At 38.7% G+C, this 16,786-nt stretch carries 16 protein-coding genes; 4 read left to right on the top strand and 12 right to left on the bottom strand.

What is annotated here, in order from left to right; all coding sequences use genetic code 11:
• Positions 1–103: 103 nt before the first annotated feature.
• Both NG743_RS04015 and NG743_RS04010 read right to left on the bottom strand, forming a co-directional pair.
• Positions 104–1,054 (bottom strand): heme o synthase, encoded by a 951-nt coding sequence (locus NG743_RS04015; RefSeq protein ID WP_257121562.1) that lies wholly within the window; start codon positions 1,052–1,054, stop codon positions 104–106.
• A 150-nt stretch (positions 1,055–1,204) separates the two neighbouring features.
• A complete protein-coding gene (locus tag NG743_RS04010; RefSeq protein ID WP_257121561.1) occupies positions 1,205–2,173 on the bottom strand; it encodes a COX15/CtaA family protein in 969 nt (322 codons plus the stop codon).
• Between the two features lie 493 nt (positions 2,174–2,666).
• Between NG743_RS04010 and NG743_RS04005 the strand changes: the two genes are divergently transcribed.
• From NG743_RS04005 to NG743_RS03995, 3 genes are all read left to right on the top strand, one after another.
• A complete protein-coding gene (locus NG743_RS04005; protein WP_257121560.1) occupies positions 2,667–3,611 on the top strand; it encodes a cytochrome c oxidase subunit II in 945 nt (314 codons plus the stop codon).
• Between the two features lie 213 nt (positions 3,612–3,824).
• Complete coding sequence (ctaD, locus tag NG743_RS04000) at positions 3,825–5,498, top strand: cytochrome c oxidase subunit I (RefSeq protein ID WP_027404750.1); 1,674 nt, start codon at positions 3,825–3,827, stop codon at positions 5,496–5,498.
• Positions 5,499–5,595: 97 nt separating this feature from the next.
• Positions 5,596–6,210 carry a cytochrome c oxidase subunit 3 gene (locus NG743_RS03995; RefSeq protein WP_027404751.1) on the top strand — a complete coding sequence of 205 codons (615 nt, stop codon included), beginning with the start codon at positions 5,596–5,598 and terminating at the stop codon, positions 6,208–6,210.
• 208 nt (positions 6,211–6,418) lie between these two features.
• Here NG743_RS03995 and NG743_RS03990 read toward each other — a convergent pair whose 3' ends face one another.
• From NG743_RS03990 to NG743_RS03955, 8 genes are all read right to left on the bottom strand, one after another.
• Positions 6,419–7,945, bottom strand: a complete 1,527-nt coding sequence (locus tag NG743_RS03990) for a polysaccharide biosynthesis C-terminal domain-containing protein (RefSeq protein WP_257121559.1) — start codon at positions 7,943–7,945, stop codon at positions 6,419–6,421.
• A 576-nt stretch (positions 7,946–8,521) separates the two neighbouring features.
• Positions 8,522–9,373 (bottom strand): FkbM family methyltransferase, encoded by an 852-nt coding sequence (locus NG743_RS03985; RefSeq protein ID WP_257121558.1) that lies wholly within the window; start codon positions 9,371–9,373, stop codon positions 8,522–8,524.
• A 106-nt stretch (positions 9,374–9,479) separates the two neighbouring features.
• A complete protein-coding gene (locus NG743_RS03980; RefSeq protein ID WP_257121557.1) occupies positions 9,480–10,613 on the bottom strand; it encodes a glycosyltransferase family 4 protein in 1,134 nt (377 codons plus the stop codon).
• 231 nt (positions 10,614–10,844) lie between these two features.
• Entirely contained in the window at positions 10,845–11,927 is a 1,083-nt protein-coding gene (locus NG743_RS03975) for a glycosyltransferase family protein (protein ID WP_257121556.1), read from the bottom strand.
• 389 nt (positions 11,928–12,316) lie between these two features.
• Positions 12,317–13,486 carry a glycosyltransferase family 4 protein gene (locus NG743_RS03970; RefSeq protein ID WP_027404755.1) on the bottom strand — a complete coding sequence of 390 codons (1,170 nt, stop codon included), beginning with the start codon at positions 13,484–13,486 and terminating at the stop codon, positions 12,317–12,319.
• Positions 13,487–13,499: 13 nt separating this feature from the next.
• Positions 13,500–13,673, bottom strand: coding sequence for a hypothetical protein (locus NG743_RS03965; protein ID WP_257121555.1), 174 nt, complete (start codon positions 13,671–13,673; stop codon positions 13,500–13,502).
• A 181-nt stretch (positions 13,674–13,854) separates the two neighbouring features.
• Entirely contained in the window at positions 13,855–14,007 is a 153-nt protein-coding gene (locus tag NG743_RS03960) for a hypothetical protein (protein WP_228043801.1), read from the bottom strand.
• Entirely contained in the window at positions 13,989–14,159 is a 171-nt protein-coding gene (locus NG743_RS03955) for a glycosyltransferase family protein (protein ID WP_228043800.1), read from the bottom strand. Before NG743_RS03955 ends, NG743_RS03960 begins: the two co-directional genes overlap by 19 nt.
• A 101-nt stretch (positions 14,160–14,260) precedes the next feature.
• On the opposite strand from NG743_RS03955, the gene NG743_RS03950 reads away from it, so the two are divergent.
• Complete coding sequence (locus tag NG743_RS03950) at positions 14,261–14,899, top strand: acyltransferase (protein ID WP_027404757.1); 639 nt, start codon at positions 14,261–14,263, stop codon at positions 14,897–14,899.
• Between the two features lie 67 nt (positions 14,900–14,966).
• Here NG743_RS03950 and NG743_RS03945 read toward each other — a convergent pair whose 3' ends face one another.
• Positions 14,967–15,587 carry a hypothetical protein gene (locus tag NG743_RS03945; protein ID WP_257121554.1) on the bottom strand — a complete coding sequence of 207 codons (621 nt, stop codon included), beginning with the start codon at positions 15,585–15,587 and terminating at the stop codon, positions 14,967–14,969.
• Positions 15,588–15,661: 74 nt separating this feature from the next.
• Entirely contained in the window at positions 15,662–16,786 is a 1,125-nt protein-coding gene (locus NG743_RS03940) for a glycosyltransferase family 4 protein (RefSeq protein ID WP_257121553.1), read from the bottom strand.

Genomic DNA, 16,786 nt, shown 5'->3' with positions numbered 1-16,786 from the left:
GTCAAAGCGGTAGTTATGTCAAAAATTATTTGTGAAAATTATGTCATGAATTAATAGATCCCCGACTTCTCGAAGAAGTCGGGGATCTATATCCTGAGCATGACTACAAGCGCATTTGATGAAGCACTGTACTCACTAAATGATGAGTAATGGGTAAACTATCTACCACCATTGCCAAACACAACAGCATCATGTAGGAAATGGAATACAAAAATAACTCGCGGGCGATGGTTTTATCTTGGGGATTTTGCAACAACCGCCAAGATTTATGGACAAATACTCCCCCTAAAGTCAAGGCAATAACAGCATAGACAATGCCACTGGCGTGTAAGGGATAAAACAGTAAAATAGTCGCTGTGACAGTAATTACCGTATAAAACCAAATTTGCCTTACGGTGGCTTCATTGCCTGCAACTACAGGTAACATGGGGATGCCTACCTTGGCGTAATCATCACGAATCATGAGCGCCAAAGCCCAGAAATGGGGGGGTGTCCACAAAAAGACAATGGCAAAAATTAGCCAAGCCGCCCAGCTTAAAGTATCTGTTACTGCTGCCCAACCTACTAGAGCGGGAATTGCCCCTGCTGCACCACCAATGACGATATTTTGGGTGCTATGACGTTTGAGCCAGTGAGTATAGACTAAAACATAAAAGATGATGCCAGAGAAGGCTAAAAATGCTGCTAGAAGATTGGCAAAAACTGTGAGAAGAGTAAAAGAAAGTACAGCTAGGGCGATCGCAAAAATTAAAGCATCCCGGGGTTGTATCTTCCCAGACGGCATAGGACGGTGGCGCGTGCGTTCCATATCATAATCTATATCTCGATCATAGATACAGTTAATAGTTTGGGCGCTGGCTGCTGCTAAAGTCCCACCAATCATCGTGATAATTAACAACCAGGGATCTACCTCACCTTTGGCGGCTATCCACATACTCCCAGCAGTAGTAATTAACAGCAGGGGAATAATCCGGGGTTTGGTTAGCTGGTAGTAACTTTGAACGACTTGGAGAAATGTGTCGTGTTGACGACGAGAGACATTAGTCTCAATCATGTTGGGTCTTTTTCCTTATTTTTCAAGAACTGGTCAGCAAACCGCTGGCTGTGAGGACAGAGAAATGAGATTTTATGGATTTACGCCATGAGTTACAGCAGGAGTCACCGAGTCACGAGTAAAACTGGTTTTGAATTTAGATTCTGTACTTCATTGATCTGCAATCTGCTGTAAGTTTGGTGACTGAGGAAGTAAACCATCCCGTAATGATAAGACTGTAAATACTACCAAAGTCCCCAGTAAAGTCGCACCGATAGCTTGGTGAGAAACAGTGAGAGGTTCAACTTGTAAATGTAGGCGGAAGGTAGCCACACCCAAGAGGAGTTGTAAAATCAACAAACCACCAGCCATATTTGCCAGTTTTCGCAAAGTCGGGTGCAGTGCTGGTGTCCGCCAAGAAATGAAAACAACTGCTAAAGTAGCTATAGTTGGCGGTACTAAGCCAAAAATATGGCTGTACATGACATCACAAAGTTGATAGCGAGGCGCTGCTGCAAGCAGTTCTCCTGCCAAACATTGGTGTAAAGCCCAACGCGAACCTACTAAAGCACCCAGTAAACTTTGCAAGTAGACACAAACAGCAGCAGTTAAACCCACCCAGGGCAACTTTCCTACTGTTCCCGTGCCTTGATAGGGGATCAAACTTGTACCGATAATTAACAAAGTGGTGAAAAATAGTAGTGCTGTTCCTAAATGGGCGGTAACGATATCAAACCGCAATAATTCAGTTACAGTCAGTCCTCCCAAAATCCCCTGGAAGACGATTAAAAACAGGGCAAATGTGGATGCCCAAGGTAGCCACTTGGGTAAATATTGACGATGCCACCAGGATAAACCACAAAGGGCGATCGCACTAAAGCCAATTAAAGCTGCATCAAGGCGATGAAACCACTCCAAAAACACTTGGAGATTCATTTGTTTAGCTGGAACTAATTCCCCATAGCACAAAGGCCAGTCAGGGCAAGCAAGTCCAGCATTCATGACGCGGGTAGCACTGCCTATAGCCATCAAAATCAAGGTGGCTACGCATATTTTCCACACCAAGCGACGAATCATCTCCTGGGGCTGTTGTGCTACTATTGCCGCTTTATTTTGTTGTTCTAGGACAAATTCGTTCATTAACAATACCTTCGGACCGCTTGTGCTGGAAATTGAGAATTTTCTATTTTGATTTAGTGCCAACTCATATTCACCCTAACGTATAGGTCAGAATATGGAAATCAGCCTTCCCCTATACTTTGGATCACTTTAGCTAGTTTTCGCTGTAAGATTTCGTGCTGTTTTGCAGATGGAAATAATTAACCAATGGGAATTAATGGAAATTTCTGAAAATTTTTGCCTAATTGTCATCTAACCTGGGCAAGACAACTTATCTCCCTTTTACTCAAAATTGTGTTCTTAATCGAAAAAATTAATAAAGATTTCAGACCAGCGGACACTATATCTGATTCCCTGCACTACCTTAGTAAGTAGAGTTACTCTAAAAAATGAAGTAACTTACAAATAAAAATGCCTTTACCATTTTTTGCTTTGTTGGGTTGTGCTGTCGCTTAACCCAACCTACGAATCGAAGGTATTAAGATAAAATAGTCAATTAATCACCAAATCAGCCGTGAAAATTCCAAATGCAATCTGGACATTACTCATTGGCATTGTCCTCACACTTGCCAGTCTCTGGTACGGTCAAAATCACGGTCTGTTACCTGTAGCGGCCTCCGACGAAGCCCCTTTGGTAGATGGTCTATTCAACACCATGATGACTGTTTCTACAGGCATATTTTTGATTGTTGAAGGTGTTTTAATTTACGCTGTTATTAGATATCGTCGTCGGGCTGGAGACAATGAAGATGGACCAGCCATTGAAGGTAATGTACCTCTAGAGATACTGTGGACAGCGATCCCCGCAATTATCGTTGTCGGTATTTCTCTCTACAGTTTTGATGTGTATAACAACATGGGCGGATTTGATCCCCATTCGGCTCATGCTGCCCCGATGATGGAAGATGCCATGAATATGCCGGGAACGGCAATGGCTGCGACTGTACAAGTATCACAGTTAAAGACAAATTCTGATGAAGTTAAAAACCCGCCAGAATTAACCATTAACGTCACTGGAATCCAATATGCTTGGTTATTCAACTATCCAGACACGGACGTAACAACGGGTGAACTGCATTTACCCATTGGCAAAACTGTGGAAATCAACATGACAGCTAACGATGTCATCCACGCTTTTTGGATTCCTGAATTTCGGGTGAAACAAGATGCTATTCCTGGTAGACAAACCCATTTGCGATTTACACCCAGAAAAGCGGGCGATTATGACCTAATTTGCGCTGAATTGTGTGGTCCATATCACGGAGTGATGAAAAGCCAAGTAGTTGTGGAGACACAGGAAGCTTTTGATAGTTGGATGCAAGAACAGCTAATTGCTGGTAAAGATATCCCTAATCAAGCGATAGCTGTGAATTCTATGTCCATGACTGCCGATGAATTTCTCTCTCCTTACATCAAGGATATGGGCATTCACTCAGAAATTCTGCATCAAATTAAGTAGTTTACAAATTACTTGAGTTGCAGCAGTTACAAAAAGAGATTTTGAACCTTTAAGTTATACATTCATGCAGGAGGCAGGGGGCAAGGGGCAGGGAGCAGGGAGCAGGGGGCAGGGGGCAGGGGGATAAAATTCTTTCTGACTCCTGAACTCCTAAACTCCTTTCTTCTCTTCCTTCTGACTCCTGACTCCTGACTCCTGACTCCTTTTTAAAATATGATACAAGCACAGTTAGAAGAAATTGCTAATGTCCCTAACCATGCTGAAGAACATGGGGAAAGGCATTGGCGAGACTTTTTCGGTTTTAGTACAGACCATAAGGTGATTGGGATTCAATATCTGGTAACATCCTTTGTTTTTTACTGCATTGGCGGCGTAATGGCTGATTTAGTGAGGACAGAATTACGGACTCCAGAGGTAGATTTTGTCACGCCAGAGGTCTACAACAGCTTGTTCACCCTCCACGCCACAATCATGATTTTCTTGTGGATTGTGCCAACAGGAGCAGGATTTGCTAACTATTTGATCCCATTGATGATTGGGGCAAGAGATATGGCATTTCCGCGCCTGAATGCGGTAGCTTTTTGGATGGTTCCCCCAGCAGGTGTATTACTAGTTGCTAGTTTGGCTGTAGGTGATGCCCCGGATGCTGGTTGGACTTCTTACCCACCTCTGAGTTTGGTAACAGGCCAGGTGGGTGAGGGGATTTGGATTATGAGTGTGTTGCTATTGGGAACTTCTTCGATTTTGGGGGCGATTAATTTTCTCGTCACCCTTTGGAAGATGCGTGTTCCTAGTATGGGCATCTTTCAAATGCCCTTGTTTTGTTGGGCGATGATTGCAACTTCGGCTTTGGTGTTGGTATCTACACCAGTATTAGCTGCGGCTTTGATTTTGCTGGGTTTTGATTTGCTGGCAGGAACAACATTTTTTAACCCGACTGGTGGGGGAGATCCTGTTGTTTACCAGCATATGTTCTGGTTCTATTCTCATCCGGCGGTTTACATTATGATTTTGCCTTTCTTTGGGGCAATTTCGGAAATTCTGCCAATTCATGCCCGCAAACCGATTTTTGGCTATAAAGCGATCGCTTTTTCATCTCTAGCTATCAGCTTTTTAGGGTTAATCGTCTGGGCGCACCATATGTTTACCAGCGGTGTTCCCGGTTGGTTGCGGATGTTTTTCATGATCACTACCATGATCATCGCTGTCCCCACCGGGATTAAAATTTTCGGTTGGTTAGCTACTATTTGGGGTGGTAAAATCCGCCTCAACAGTCCCATGTTGTTTGCTATCGGCTTTTTAGCAACTTTTGTGATTGGTGGCATTAGCGGGGTAATGTTGGCAGCAGTTCCTTTTGATATTCACGTTCACGATACTTACTTTGTGGTGGCACATCTCCACTATGTTTTGTTTGGTGGGAGTGTCTTAGGAATTTTTGCGGCTATTTACCACTGGTTCCCAAAAATGACGGGACGGAAACTAAACGAATTTTGGGGTCAGGTGCATTTTGCCCTCACCATGATTGGTTTAAATATGACTTTCTTACCCATGCACAAACTGGGATTAATGGGTATGAACCGCCGCATTGCGGAATATGATCCTAAGTTCACGACTTTGAATCAAATCTGTACCTACGGATCTTATATATTGGCGGTTTCGACGTTACCATTTATCATCAATGCGGTTTGGTGTTGGTTCTATGGGGAAAAAGCGGGCAATAATCCTTGGCAAGCGCTGACTTTGGAATGGATGACTTCTTCTCCTCCTAGTATTGAGAATTTTGAAACTCTTCCTGTTTTGACTACTGGTCCATACGATTATGGGGTGAGTGAGGAACGGGTGGAAACTGAACCTGTGTTAACTCCCCAAACTGAATCAGCACTTTAAAAGATAAGGGGGAAAGGTAAGGGGAAAAAGGAAATAAAAAACCTTTCACCCATTACCAATTACCCGTTACCAATTACCTATTACCAATTACCAATTTATGCAAGGTCAAATTATTGACACGGCAAAAACTGAATTAAGTCACCATGCGGAAGTTTCTCATCATGAGGAACATCCAGATCATCGTTTAACTGGTCTATTTATGTTTTTGGTGGCTGAGGGCATGATTTTTATGGGTTTGTTTGGTGCATACCTAACTTACCGTTCAACTATTCCTGTCTGGCCACCGACAGGAACTCCAGATTTAGAATTGTTGTTACCAACTGTAAATACTTCTATTTTGATAGCTAGTAGTTTTGTGATGCACAATGCTGATACGGCTATTAAAAAGAATGATACGAAAGGAATGCGGCTTTGGTTGGCAATTACCGCAGCTATGGGGGCGATTTTTCTGGCAGGTCAGGTTTATGAATATACTCATTTGGAGTTTGGTCTGACTACCAATTTATTCGCTAGTACGTTTTATGTTTTGACTGGCTTTCACGGCTTGCACGTTACCATCGGTGTTTTAGCGATTTTAGCAGTTTTGTGGCGATCGCGTACTCCCGGACACTACAGCAATGAAAACCGCTTCGGCATTGAAGCAGCGGAAATTTACTGGCACTTTGTAGACGTAATTTGGATTATTTTGTTCGGATTACTCTATTTACTCTAGGTATTTATTACTTAGTTGTTCACTCCACTCGAATAACCTACAGTCCCCCTCTTTGGGGGTTTTTTTGTTTGTATTGGTTATTATTTATGGTATAAGTATATAAGTGGGTTGGGTTAAGCAATAGTGAAGCGCTCCGTAGGAATCGCGCATCGTGGTAATCAAGGCTTGTCAACAACCAGAAACATTTTGAGCAGCAGCACAACGCCAACTAGAAAAACTGGGTTATTGACAATAGCATTTTCAAGCGATCGCTCCACTGTTTGCGCTCATACTCGTTAAATAGCAGTAACCAAGCTATAAGGAGGTAAATAATAGCAGCCAAACTCATTTCTGTACATAGGCCTATCCATCCCCAAGGTGTATGACTTTTGGCAATGTACCAAACTGCTAAACCATAAGGTATGCCCACTACTAGGGGTTGAGCAACGGCTAAAAACAGTTGTTTTACAGATGTACCAAAAACTTCCCGCATTAATAGGGGTAACTGCCATAAACTAACGGTTGTCAAGGCAATAAAAGTACCTAATAATGGTCCAATAATGCCAAAAAAGTGAGTACAGAGAATGCTGGCTAGAAAATTAATTCCAGCGGAAAGTGCAGTAGGGCGAACTAATTTAGGTTGGTTGCCAGTACCACTAAAACACCACCCCCAAAGCGATAAAAGCCCTAGTAATAATCCGTTATAAGCAGCTAGTAAAGTGACACCATCACCTGCAAAGCGATTTTCTCCCACCCATAATCTAATAAAAAAATGATTATAAGCTGCGATCGCTACCATCAAAGTTACTCCCATTACAGCTACTAATCGCGTTAGTTCAATCAGCCGAGCATTGAACTTTTCTGTTTCTCCTTTAGCATATAGATCAGCAAGAGCCGCCCAAGTAGCATTTCCAATCCCTTGTATTTGTATTTGTGCTATTACCAGCAAACGTTGAGTCACAAAAAACGGTACAACTGTAGCGGGACTCAGACTATAGGAAATAATAATATTATCTGTAAATAAACCTAAACGACCTGAAAGATTGAGGATGAATGTAGACCAGTTTAGTCGCCAAAGTTCTTTCTCTATGGGAATTTGGGATTGGCGATCGCCCACAGCTAAAAACACATCTGGATAGCGTCGTAAGCCATCCCAGGACATCAAAACTTGAAAACAAATACCACCAATCAATACAGCTAGATATTGTCCAGTAATACCAAATCCTCGCCATGCCAGTAATAGGGACAAACCTGTAATAATCAGGCTTTGGAACATGAGAAAAAAATTGGCAAAATAGCTGCGTTGACTCGCATCTGCTAACAAACGGAAGGGGGCTAATGGTAATAAAAATATACCGACAAATGCCAACCAATAACCTGTTTGCAGTTCATTAACTAAAGAATCTGCAACTGGTACAAGCTGAGTAATAAAAAAGCCTAATCCGATTCCTGCCAGTACCATTGCTATCATGATTTGTAGATAGGCTCGGATGCCTGTAGCTAGTGTGAGGCGGATTTGTCCAGATTCCCCAATACCTACGGCTTTGGCTAACAGTGCCATCAAGGAGCCACCAATACCCAATTCTAGGAGATTGAGATAGTTTCCCCAATCACTAGCAGCGCGAAATGCTCCATAGCGTTCATCACCTAGCCAATGTAGTAGTAGAGGTGTACTAATTACACTTATGCCCAGCATAATTACTTGTAACATAAGTCCAGAGGCATAGTTAACTACTGAGCGTCCAGTTCGTTGCATTTTGCTTGTATTAAATCAATTAAGAAGAGTGACAGAAAAGCTTGATCTAAAAACTTAGATAAATAATCCGGGGTAAATCCTTCTATGACAAGCCTCAAATGGCGTAAAATCGTTCCCGAACAGGTAGTCCGCCCCCATTTATTGAGCGGATACGATAATTGATTGCTCAATTCTCAGTTTATCAGTCCTGTCTTTCCCAGATAAAGGTTTAGGAGACTTCCAAATAAAAAAATGTCCCAAAACTGACGCAAAAAGTCTCTCTCTGTGTTCTCTGTGCCTCTGTGGTTCGTTTATTGGGATAATTTATTTCTTGGAAGTCCCTAGATGCAACTAGGTAAGCCAATTAATACAATAGGGAACAGGAACAGGAAACAAGGTTAGAAGTCTCTTCCTACAAGATTTTATTCTTGAGTTTTGTACCCTTCGGTTGAAGCTCACGGAAGCCTCATTCACATGAAATCTGCTGTATATAAGGCTCTATAAATTAAACTAAATATCATAAAAATTATTTTTTACCTCTTCTAGCCCAACGAAGCACAGCTTTATAATCCCAGTTTTCTTTGATGAAGTTATGATTTACAGATCGATGGATAAAGACAATATTTTTTGGTTGATTTGAGAAACATCGCTTAATTCCTGAAAACAACCATTATCAATTAAATACCCATTGTAACCAAATTTATTAGTTAGCAATACCCAAATCTCTTCAGGATTATATCCTAGTTTCTGCAAAGCAATACGATTAATTTCTGCTAAAATAATTGGGTAATCTCGCTCAATCATACCTTTCATACCTAACAAAGCGCAAAATTCTGCACCTTCAATATCCATTTTTATTAAATCAACTTTTTTTATTGATTTACTAGCCACATATTCATCTAAACTAATTGATATTGATTCAACTTCTTCAGTAAAAGAATCATTTATACCCATAGTATAAGAACCAATATTATCACTCATTTGTTTGTCTAAACTGAGTTTAATCCTCTTGGACTCATTCCATAAAGCAGCTTGATTAAGATATATATTGGAAATCTTATTATTTACTACATTGTTATTTAAAATAGCAAATGTTTTTGGTACTGGCTCAAAACTATGAACACTGCCATTAGCACCTACTAAATTGGAAGCCAGTAAGCTATATTGTCCCACATTTGCCCCAGCATCAATTACTGTCATACCTGGCTTAAGCATTTTAGTAAATAAATAAGATTCTATTGGCTCATACACACCTAAAAAATAAATTTGGCTTTGAACGTGATCTTTTAAATTGCAAGATATAAAACAGCCATTTGGCAAAATACCTGTTACGTAAAAAGGGGTTTTTAACATCAAAGAAAAGTTTTCAATAGTCTGGTAGTGCCAGCCTGGAGCAATACCAATTTTACCCCATGTATCTAAAATTTTCATTCCCACATATTCAAGCATATATTTGTTCCTATTTATGTACAAAATGTTAATTAGATTGGCAATTCTCTGCATATTTATATTATTATCCAAATTCTTCCACTTAATTGGAAACTGGATTTTAATGCTAAATATTTTTTGCTATTTCTTTATATATCTCTTCAGTTTGTCGAGACGTGATTTGCCAATTAAATTCCAAACTGCGTTTTTTAGCTTTATTTACTAAATCATGATAATTAGATTTATCCCTTTCTATATGCTGTAACAAATTAGCTAATTCTGTAGTTTCAGAAATAGAAAAAGTTTCACCCCCATCACCTAAAATCTCTGGTAAGCAAGTGCTTCTCGCTGCCAAAACTGGACAACCAACGGCCATCGCTTCACATAATTGTAACCCAAAACCCTCATATTCACTGGGATACACAAAACAAATAGCCTCAGCATAAAGCCCTGGTAAGTCCTCATCATCCACCCACCCTAATAACTGCAAACGATTAGCAATTCCTAATGATTCTCCTAATTCTAAAAGTGGATCACGTTGTTCATCTTTACCACCAGCAAGTACCAATTCTACACCATCTAAGTTAGCTTCTGCAAAAGCCTTGAGCAAAAAGGGAATATTTTTGCGTTTTTCCCAACCACCAATATAGAAAATATAGGGAAGTTCTAACTTGTATTTACTTCTGATCTGTAAACGTTGAGATGGTATAACTTCCTGATGAAAATTAGCATCAGCAGCTTCATAAATCACTGTAATCTTATTTTCAGGAACTTGTAAATATTTAACAATATCTTGTTTTGAATATTCACTAACCGTAATAATATAATCTGCTCTATGTCTCGCTACCCAATGATAAAATCTGGTTTGAAGATTAGCTAGATTTAATTTTTGATACCAAGGTATATTCTGGGAATAATAAATTTGATCTATGGCATCATGTAAAGTCAATATACGAGGACAGGGACTAAACCAAGGTAAACCAAAATTCAGGGGACCATGTAAAATATCTACTTGATCTTGTTCACATTGTTTTGGTAACCAATATTGCTCCCATAAAATATAGCGCATAGGGGGAGAAATACGGACTTGATAACTATCTTTTGGTAATTTTGCCAAATGGCTTTCATGTAATGGACGATCAGAGTATAAAAAAAGTTCTATACCTAATGAGGACAATTCTACCAAAAGATTGATAGTATAGCGATTCCAGCCTCTGAGGGTGGGAGAATTTAAGAGTCGGGCGTTAAAAGCAATTTTCATAATAAAACTGGTTTAAATAATGGATTGATATTTCCAAATTTTATTAGCCATTGATGCAACCATGGTAAAATTAAGTAGTGAGACAGAATTAGTTACACAATGTCATTGCAAATGGAACGAAGTGAAATGAAGCAATCGCAAGGGTTGTGATTGCTTCCCTTCCCTCGCAATGACTGTAAATATTTTTGTCCAATTACTTACCAGATTACCAGGTAAATACTCTAGTAATATCTAGCTATTCATCATAGCTTTTTCAAAAATATCCATAATTTGATTTGCAAAAGATACTGAATTTCTACCATTCATGACTAAATTTTTAGCCCTTTGCCCCATTGCAAAGGCTTCATCTTCATTATCTTCAAAAAACTGGATTGCCTCTTTCCAACCATTAATATCTCCTGGTTCAACCCACTTACCAATTCCTTCTGCTTCAATATCTAAATCAATTAAAGGATGCTTCGTCATAATTACTGGTTTACCCAGACCTAACGCATCCATTAAGCTAGTCAAACCACACAATGTTGTAGTTGTTGATAAAGGTATTGCTAATACTTGTGCATTTGCATAAATTTCTAGTAACTTATCATATTTCATGTAATCTTTCGTGGATTGAATGATTATTTCAACATTTTGACCAAAGTTAGCTAAATTATTAGAAGATAGACCTTCTAAGCAGATAATTTTTGTCTGAATATTTGTTTGAGATGCTGCTATACCTAAAGTATTAAAGTCTCTACCAGTCATACCAGCAGCAATTACTCCTTGACCTTTGACTGGAATAGATGGATAAAAATCAATATCTGGACCCCAACAAACAGGAAAAGACTTGTTTTCTTCACTTGATATTTTATTAATATCATGGGCAACTTTTTGACTTAAACTAGGAAAAGCGTCAGTCCCTGCAACCAATAACTTGATTAATGGTTGACGAAATTTAGCAAGGTTACCTCTATTTAATGGATGATGTGCTAAACAAACTATCGGAATTTTAAGTAAGCCTAAAGCTCTAAAGTAATTAAGAATATGTGTTTGTGTTTGGCAGGGAGCATAAATTAAATCAGCATCATTTAGGCTTTTTAGTGATGACCATTGCTGATCTAAATCGCCAATTGGGATAAAACCTTTATTTTTTATATAAAATTTTTGAGCATTAACAAGTAATTTACATTTCTCAAAAGGAATTATTTCAACTTGAAAATCTCTTTTATGAAAGTAATTTATGCCATAGAGAAGATGATCAGGTTTTTGTTTATTTTGAACATATAAAGTTTCATCGTGTAAAGAATAATTATTTAAAACTATAATTTTATTCATATTTTTAATCCTACTAATTTACATCACATCAATTAATTAAAAATCTAATCAATTATTATCTCTGGACACTCCCTACCCTATAGAATGACGGAGATTATTGCTTCAATGAGCAACATTACCCTGTAGAAAAGATATTAAGTAGTGAGACAGAATTGATTACACAATGTTATTGCGTTAGCGCAACGTAGCGTTAGTCATATGGGACGAAGTGAAATGAAGCAATTCCAAGGGTTGTGATTGCTTCCCTTCGCTCGCAATGACTGTAAGGAATGTGAATTAAATAAAGTGCAAAAGTAGGGTGTGTTAGCGACAGCGTAACGCACCATTCCACATTAAATCAGAATTGCAGGTTATTAAATTTGCGTTCCTAAATATTTTTGTCCAATTACTTACCGCGATTTTTGATAAATTCGTTCAATCTGATCTACAGTTACCTGTGGACTACAATAAATTTCCAATAGTTCCCTAGCTTTTACCCTCCTTTCTTGTCGTATATTTGGATTATTTAATAATTTCACAGTTCGGTCAATCAAACCTTGATCATCCTCACAAATCCCAGCGTGAATTCCATCTACCGCCGGCATACCTTCCACACCATCAGTATTTGTTACTACAGGTGTACCTAAAGCAAAAGCCTCCATCACTTTCACTTTCATGCCACTTCCAGAAATAGGTGTATATAGCATAACATCCATATTAGCAAAATAGGGTAAAGTATCTGGTACATCTTGATAGATTTCCAAATCTTCTATATCCGTAAATTCTGCTAGTGCATCTTGAGCAGAACGTCCCACAATTTGCAATTTAGCATTAGGAACACGACATTTTATTTCTGGCCATAGTTTAGTCAGGAGTCTCACAGCCGCAGAATAGGATGGTGTCCAATTAAAGCTACCAATTAGCCCGACTATTGGTTGAGGATTAACTTGCTTTTGTTCCGCAAATGGATAAAGTGAAAAATCTATTCCCAATGGAACTGTATAAATCTGAGCTTGGGGATTAATTGTTTGAATATGTTTGCTAAGACGTTCTGATAAGGTAATTATTTTTGGGAAAGCCTTCAATAATTTCTGTTCCGCCCGATGGGTGAAGAATTTCCTAAAGAGTATTTCTAGAGATTTGTTATTCTCAAAAGTTCCATCTAAGGAATATAGGTAGTGGATATTGATTAGAGACCGTTCCTTATATTCAAGTCCTAGCCAACCACTCCAAAGCTGTTCAAGATGTAAAATATCGTAAGGTTTAGCAAGTTCAGTAGCTAAATCTTGACGTAATTGTTGACTAAATATATATGAATAAGGTTGCTGAATAGTTTTTATTTTATCTATTAATCCCTTTTTTTGCTGAGGAATAAGATAGCAACGTAAGTCATACTCCGGGGGAGGAAAAAGATTTTGAACTTTAGATATATCTTGCAATTCCCGACAAGTTACAAAAGCAGTCACATAATGACTTCTGCTAACCAGTTCTTTCAATAACACATAATACCATCTAGCATCCGCATTACCATAAGGTAACGGTGGTGAATTTATTACTAAAATAATTCGTAAGGATTTCATCTTTTAAAAAATGTTACTCCATCTTATCTAAGATACTTTTTACTATATAATCCCAAGTATAATCCCGTAATTCCTCACTAATAGAAAATACTAACTTATTGTAATATTGTTTATCCTTCCGCCATTTTTGCAGTTTTGCTGCCAAATCATCAGCATCATCAGAATTAGGAAGTAACAAATCTTGCAACTCGGATGGATAAGTAATTGGACAAAAATATTTACAGTCATTGCGAGCGAAGGGAAGCAATCACAACCCTTGGAATTGCTTCATTTCACTTTGTTCCCTATGGCTAACGCCACGCTGTGCTAACGCAATGACATTGTGTAATTAATTCTGTCTCACTACTTATCGTTCGTCCACTCCAGCATCAGCACTGACTATTGCTGGTAAACCACAACACTTCATGCACCCCCAAATCATAAGCCTCATAACGAGTCGGAGCGACCAAGCAATCAGCAGCCCGTAACAAATTCGGCACATCAGCACGAAAACCGAGAAAATTTATGTACGGTTTTTCCATAACGGTAGTTCTGCACCAACACCAATTACTACTAAATTAGCATTCCAATCGGAGGATTTACATAACTGTTGCCATGCTGTAAACAGTGTATCAAATCCTTTCAGTTGATCGCCTAAAGCACCAATAAATGTTACAATTCTTTTATAAGGCAACCTAACTATTGACGAAGTATAGCCTATTCTGTGGGGATCGCTGGATAAAAGATTTGGAGATAGATCCGGTACGATTCTAAATATTTGAGGGATTCGGAATAATGCGTAAGATATTGTTGTTTCTGGCGGTTATGCTGCCGCATCTATTAAAGCTTTTTATTTACAGACAAGTAATGGGCTGGGAAATCGGTAAACAGGTGAAGATTGGTTTTAGCTATATTGATTGTGATCAAGTTTTTATGGGTGATAATATACGGATTAGACATTTCAATATTATTCGTGGACTGAAGCATTTTCAAGTCGGAAGTAATTCCTATATCGCCAATTTCAATGAATTTTTCGGCAACAATAGCTCAGATGAAAAATGGAAAAATGACCTGACTTTAGGGGAAGGAGTTCTGGTTATGAGTCACCATTTTATAGATGTTGCTGGGACTGTAACGATTGGTAGCCACACGACGATTGCAGGGCGAAATACACAGGTTTGGAGTCATAGTTTAACCTATCCTCAGGATATTCCTGCTCTTGTGCCAATGGATGTTTCTATTGGCAAAGAAGCTTATATCGGAGCAAGATCAACATTGATTGGTTGTAGTATTCCCGATAGAGCGGTAATTGGTGCAGGAAGTGTGGTCAACAAAAGTTTCGCTGCCGAAAGCTGTCGTCTGTTAATTGCGGGAAACCCCGCCACAATTAAAAAGCGATACGACAATTCAATTATAATTGATAGGCAAGAATAAAGTTTACAAGGACTGTATCTACGAGAATAAATTTGTTGGAGCCAATTAAGTTTTTTCTCGTGCGTTTCTAAATATTTGAGTAGAGAAATGATGTTATTGGCAAGAGCATAATCGCTAAAATCAAATTAACTTGATTAATATAATACTCTTGAGAATCAATTGAAACAATATTCTCTTTTAAAATTATAAACTTCCAGACTGTTCCCGTAGAAACAACGCCATAAATTTCAGGTAGAACTTGTCCTTCTTGCTGATTAAATATTTGAGCCGCCACCATTTCTGCTATACACTGACCTAAACCTCCTTTAATATTTTCATTTTTAGCTTCCACAATTGTTAACACTGGAACACGAATAAAATACTGCTCTTTCGAGCAACTAATAATATAGTCACAATAGCCCGACAAACCTTTTTCTTGATCAACATTAAACTCAGTGCCAGAAAACAAACTAATTCGATAATTGGCTTGACGACGTAATTCTGCTAGAATGGGCGCTATTAAAAATTCAGAACGAGCCTTTTCTGTATTGATCGCAGTTGCTAGAGGTAAATATTCTTGAATAGTTTGTTGTAAATAATCCGAAGGCATTACGCTTTCAGTATTTGAAAATAAATTGCGATCCTCCTCAATAACTAAGTTAAAAGCAGTTTGCACTTTACTGAGTGTCGTAAATTCACTATAAGACATAATTTAGTATCCTATAAACTCGGTAAGCTATATCTCCCTATTAAATACTAACATTGTTCAGAAATCTTACAGTATTACATCGCTGCCAAGATGTTTTTTGCCATATCATCCCAAGTGTAATTTCTTAATTCCTGACTAAGAGACAATACTAACTTATTGTAATATTGTTTGTCCTGCTGCCATTTTTGCAGTCTTGCTACTAAATCTATCACATTATCAGGATTAGGAAGTAACAAATCTTGCAACTGTGGAGAATAGCGTTCCGCAACACCAGCATCAGCACTAACTATTGCTGGTAAACCACAACACAAAGCTTCATGTACTCCTAAACCATAAGCCTCATAACGAGTCGGAGCAACCAAACAATCAGCAGCCCGTAGCAAATTCGGGACATCGTGACGAAAGCCGAGAAAATGAATGTTAGAAATGCCAGCATCAGCAGCACGACTTTTCCATAACGGTAGTTCCGCACCAACTCCCACTACCACCAAATCAGCATCCCAATTAGAAGATTTACATAACTCTTGCCAAGCTGTAAATAGAGTATCAAATCCTTTCCGGCGATCGCCTAAAGCACCAATAAATACTACAATGTTCTTATCTGGCGACCATCCTAACTGTTGACGCAGTATAGCCCGTTCCGTTGGTATCGCTGGATAAAAGATTTGGGTATCTATACCATAATAAACTACGTGCAGTTTTTGTTCAGGAATCGCCAACTTCTCCATTAAATCTCGTTTAGTGCGGTTTGAATTCACAATAATTACCCGTGCAGATGTCAATGCCTTTTTTTCATCATCTAAAAACATCCGATGGGAAATCTTCCCCTTTAATTGACGCAATAAATTCACTTGAGAGTCAGATTCATAAGCTGCATGAACATAATGTACCCAGTTAACATCTCCCCATTGACAATTACCTCCATTGACTATAACTCTAGCATTCTCCCGCATCAGACGCTGTGCTTGTAAACGTCCTATCCAATTCAGTAAGGGGCTACTCAATAAATCAGAATTAGCTAATTTTGGCACAGGATGAAATTGAACATGAGGGTAAGCCAATAATTCATCTGCTACTCGATAGCCTACTAGATATACTTTTTCTCCTTGTTTTGCCAAATAGTTCGCCAAAGCAAAATTAGCTCTATCCATGCCACCAGTTTTGACAAAATCCGCTACTACGAGTAAATAAAATTTCAT

Source organism: Dolichospermum heterosporum TAC447, assembly GCF_024584745.1.
In the GTDB taxonomy this organism is placed as follows: domain Bacteria; phylum Cyanobacteriota; class Cyanobacteriia; order Cyanobacteriales; family Nostocaceae; genus Dolichospermum; species Dolichospermum heterosporum.
The sequence above is the reverse complement of the archived record's forward strand: the minus strand, read 5'-3'. Positions and strand labels throughout refer to the sequence as shown.

Coding starts and splice junctions, on each gene's coding strand:
- NG743_RS04010 (WP_257121561.1), bottom strand. CDS start 2,173: ATGAACGAATTTGTCCTAGAACAACAAAATAAAGCGGCAATAGTAGCA.
- NG743_RS03940 (WP_257121553.1), bottom strand. CDS start 16,786: ATGAAATTTTATTTACTCGTAGTAGCGGATTTTGTCAAAACTGGTGGC.
- NG743_RS04015 (WP_257121562.1), bottom strand. CDS start 1,054: ATGATTGAGACTAATGTCTCTCGTCGTCAACACGACACATTTCTCCAA.
- NG743_RS03990 (WP_257121559.1), bottom strand. CDS start 7,945: ATGCAACGAACTGGACGCTCAGTAGTTAACTATGCCTCTGGACTTATG.
- NG743_RS03995 (WP_027404751.1), top strand. CDS start 5,596: ATGCAAGGTCAAATTATTGACACGGCAAAAACTGAATTAAGTCACCAT.
- ctaD (WP_027404750.1), top strand. CDS start 3,825: ATGATACAAGCACAGTTAGAAGAAATTGCTAATGTCCCTAACCATGCT.
- NG743_RS03985 (WP_257121558.1), bottom strand. CDS start 9,373: ATGCTTGAATATGTGGGAATGAAAATTTTAGATACATGGGGTAAAATT.
- NG743_RS03945 (WP_257121554.1), bottom strand. CDS start 15,587: ATGTCTTATAGTGAATTTACGACACTCAGTAAAGTGCAAACTGCTTTT.
- NG743_RS03960 (WP_228043801.1), bottom strand. CDS start 14,007: ATGGAAAAACCGTACATAAATTTTCTCGGTTTTCGTGCTGATGTGCCG.
- NG743_RS03950 (WP_027404757.1), top strand. CDS start 14,261: ATGCGTAAGATATTGTTGTTTCTGGCGGTTATGCTGCCGCATCTATTA.
- NG743_RS03980 (WP_257121557.1), bottom strand. CDS start 10,613: ATGAAAATTGCTTTTAACGCCCGACTCTTAAATTCTCCCACCCTCAGA.
- NG743_RS03975 (WP_257121556.1), bottom strand. CDS start 11,927: ATGAATAAAATTATAGTTTTAAATAATTATTCTTTACACGATGAAACT.
- NG743_RS03970 (WP_027404755.1), bottom strand. CDS start 13,486: ATGAAATCCTTACGAATTATTTTAGTAATAAATTCACCACCGTTACCT.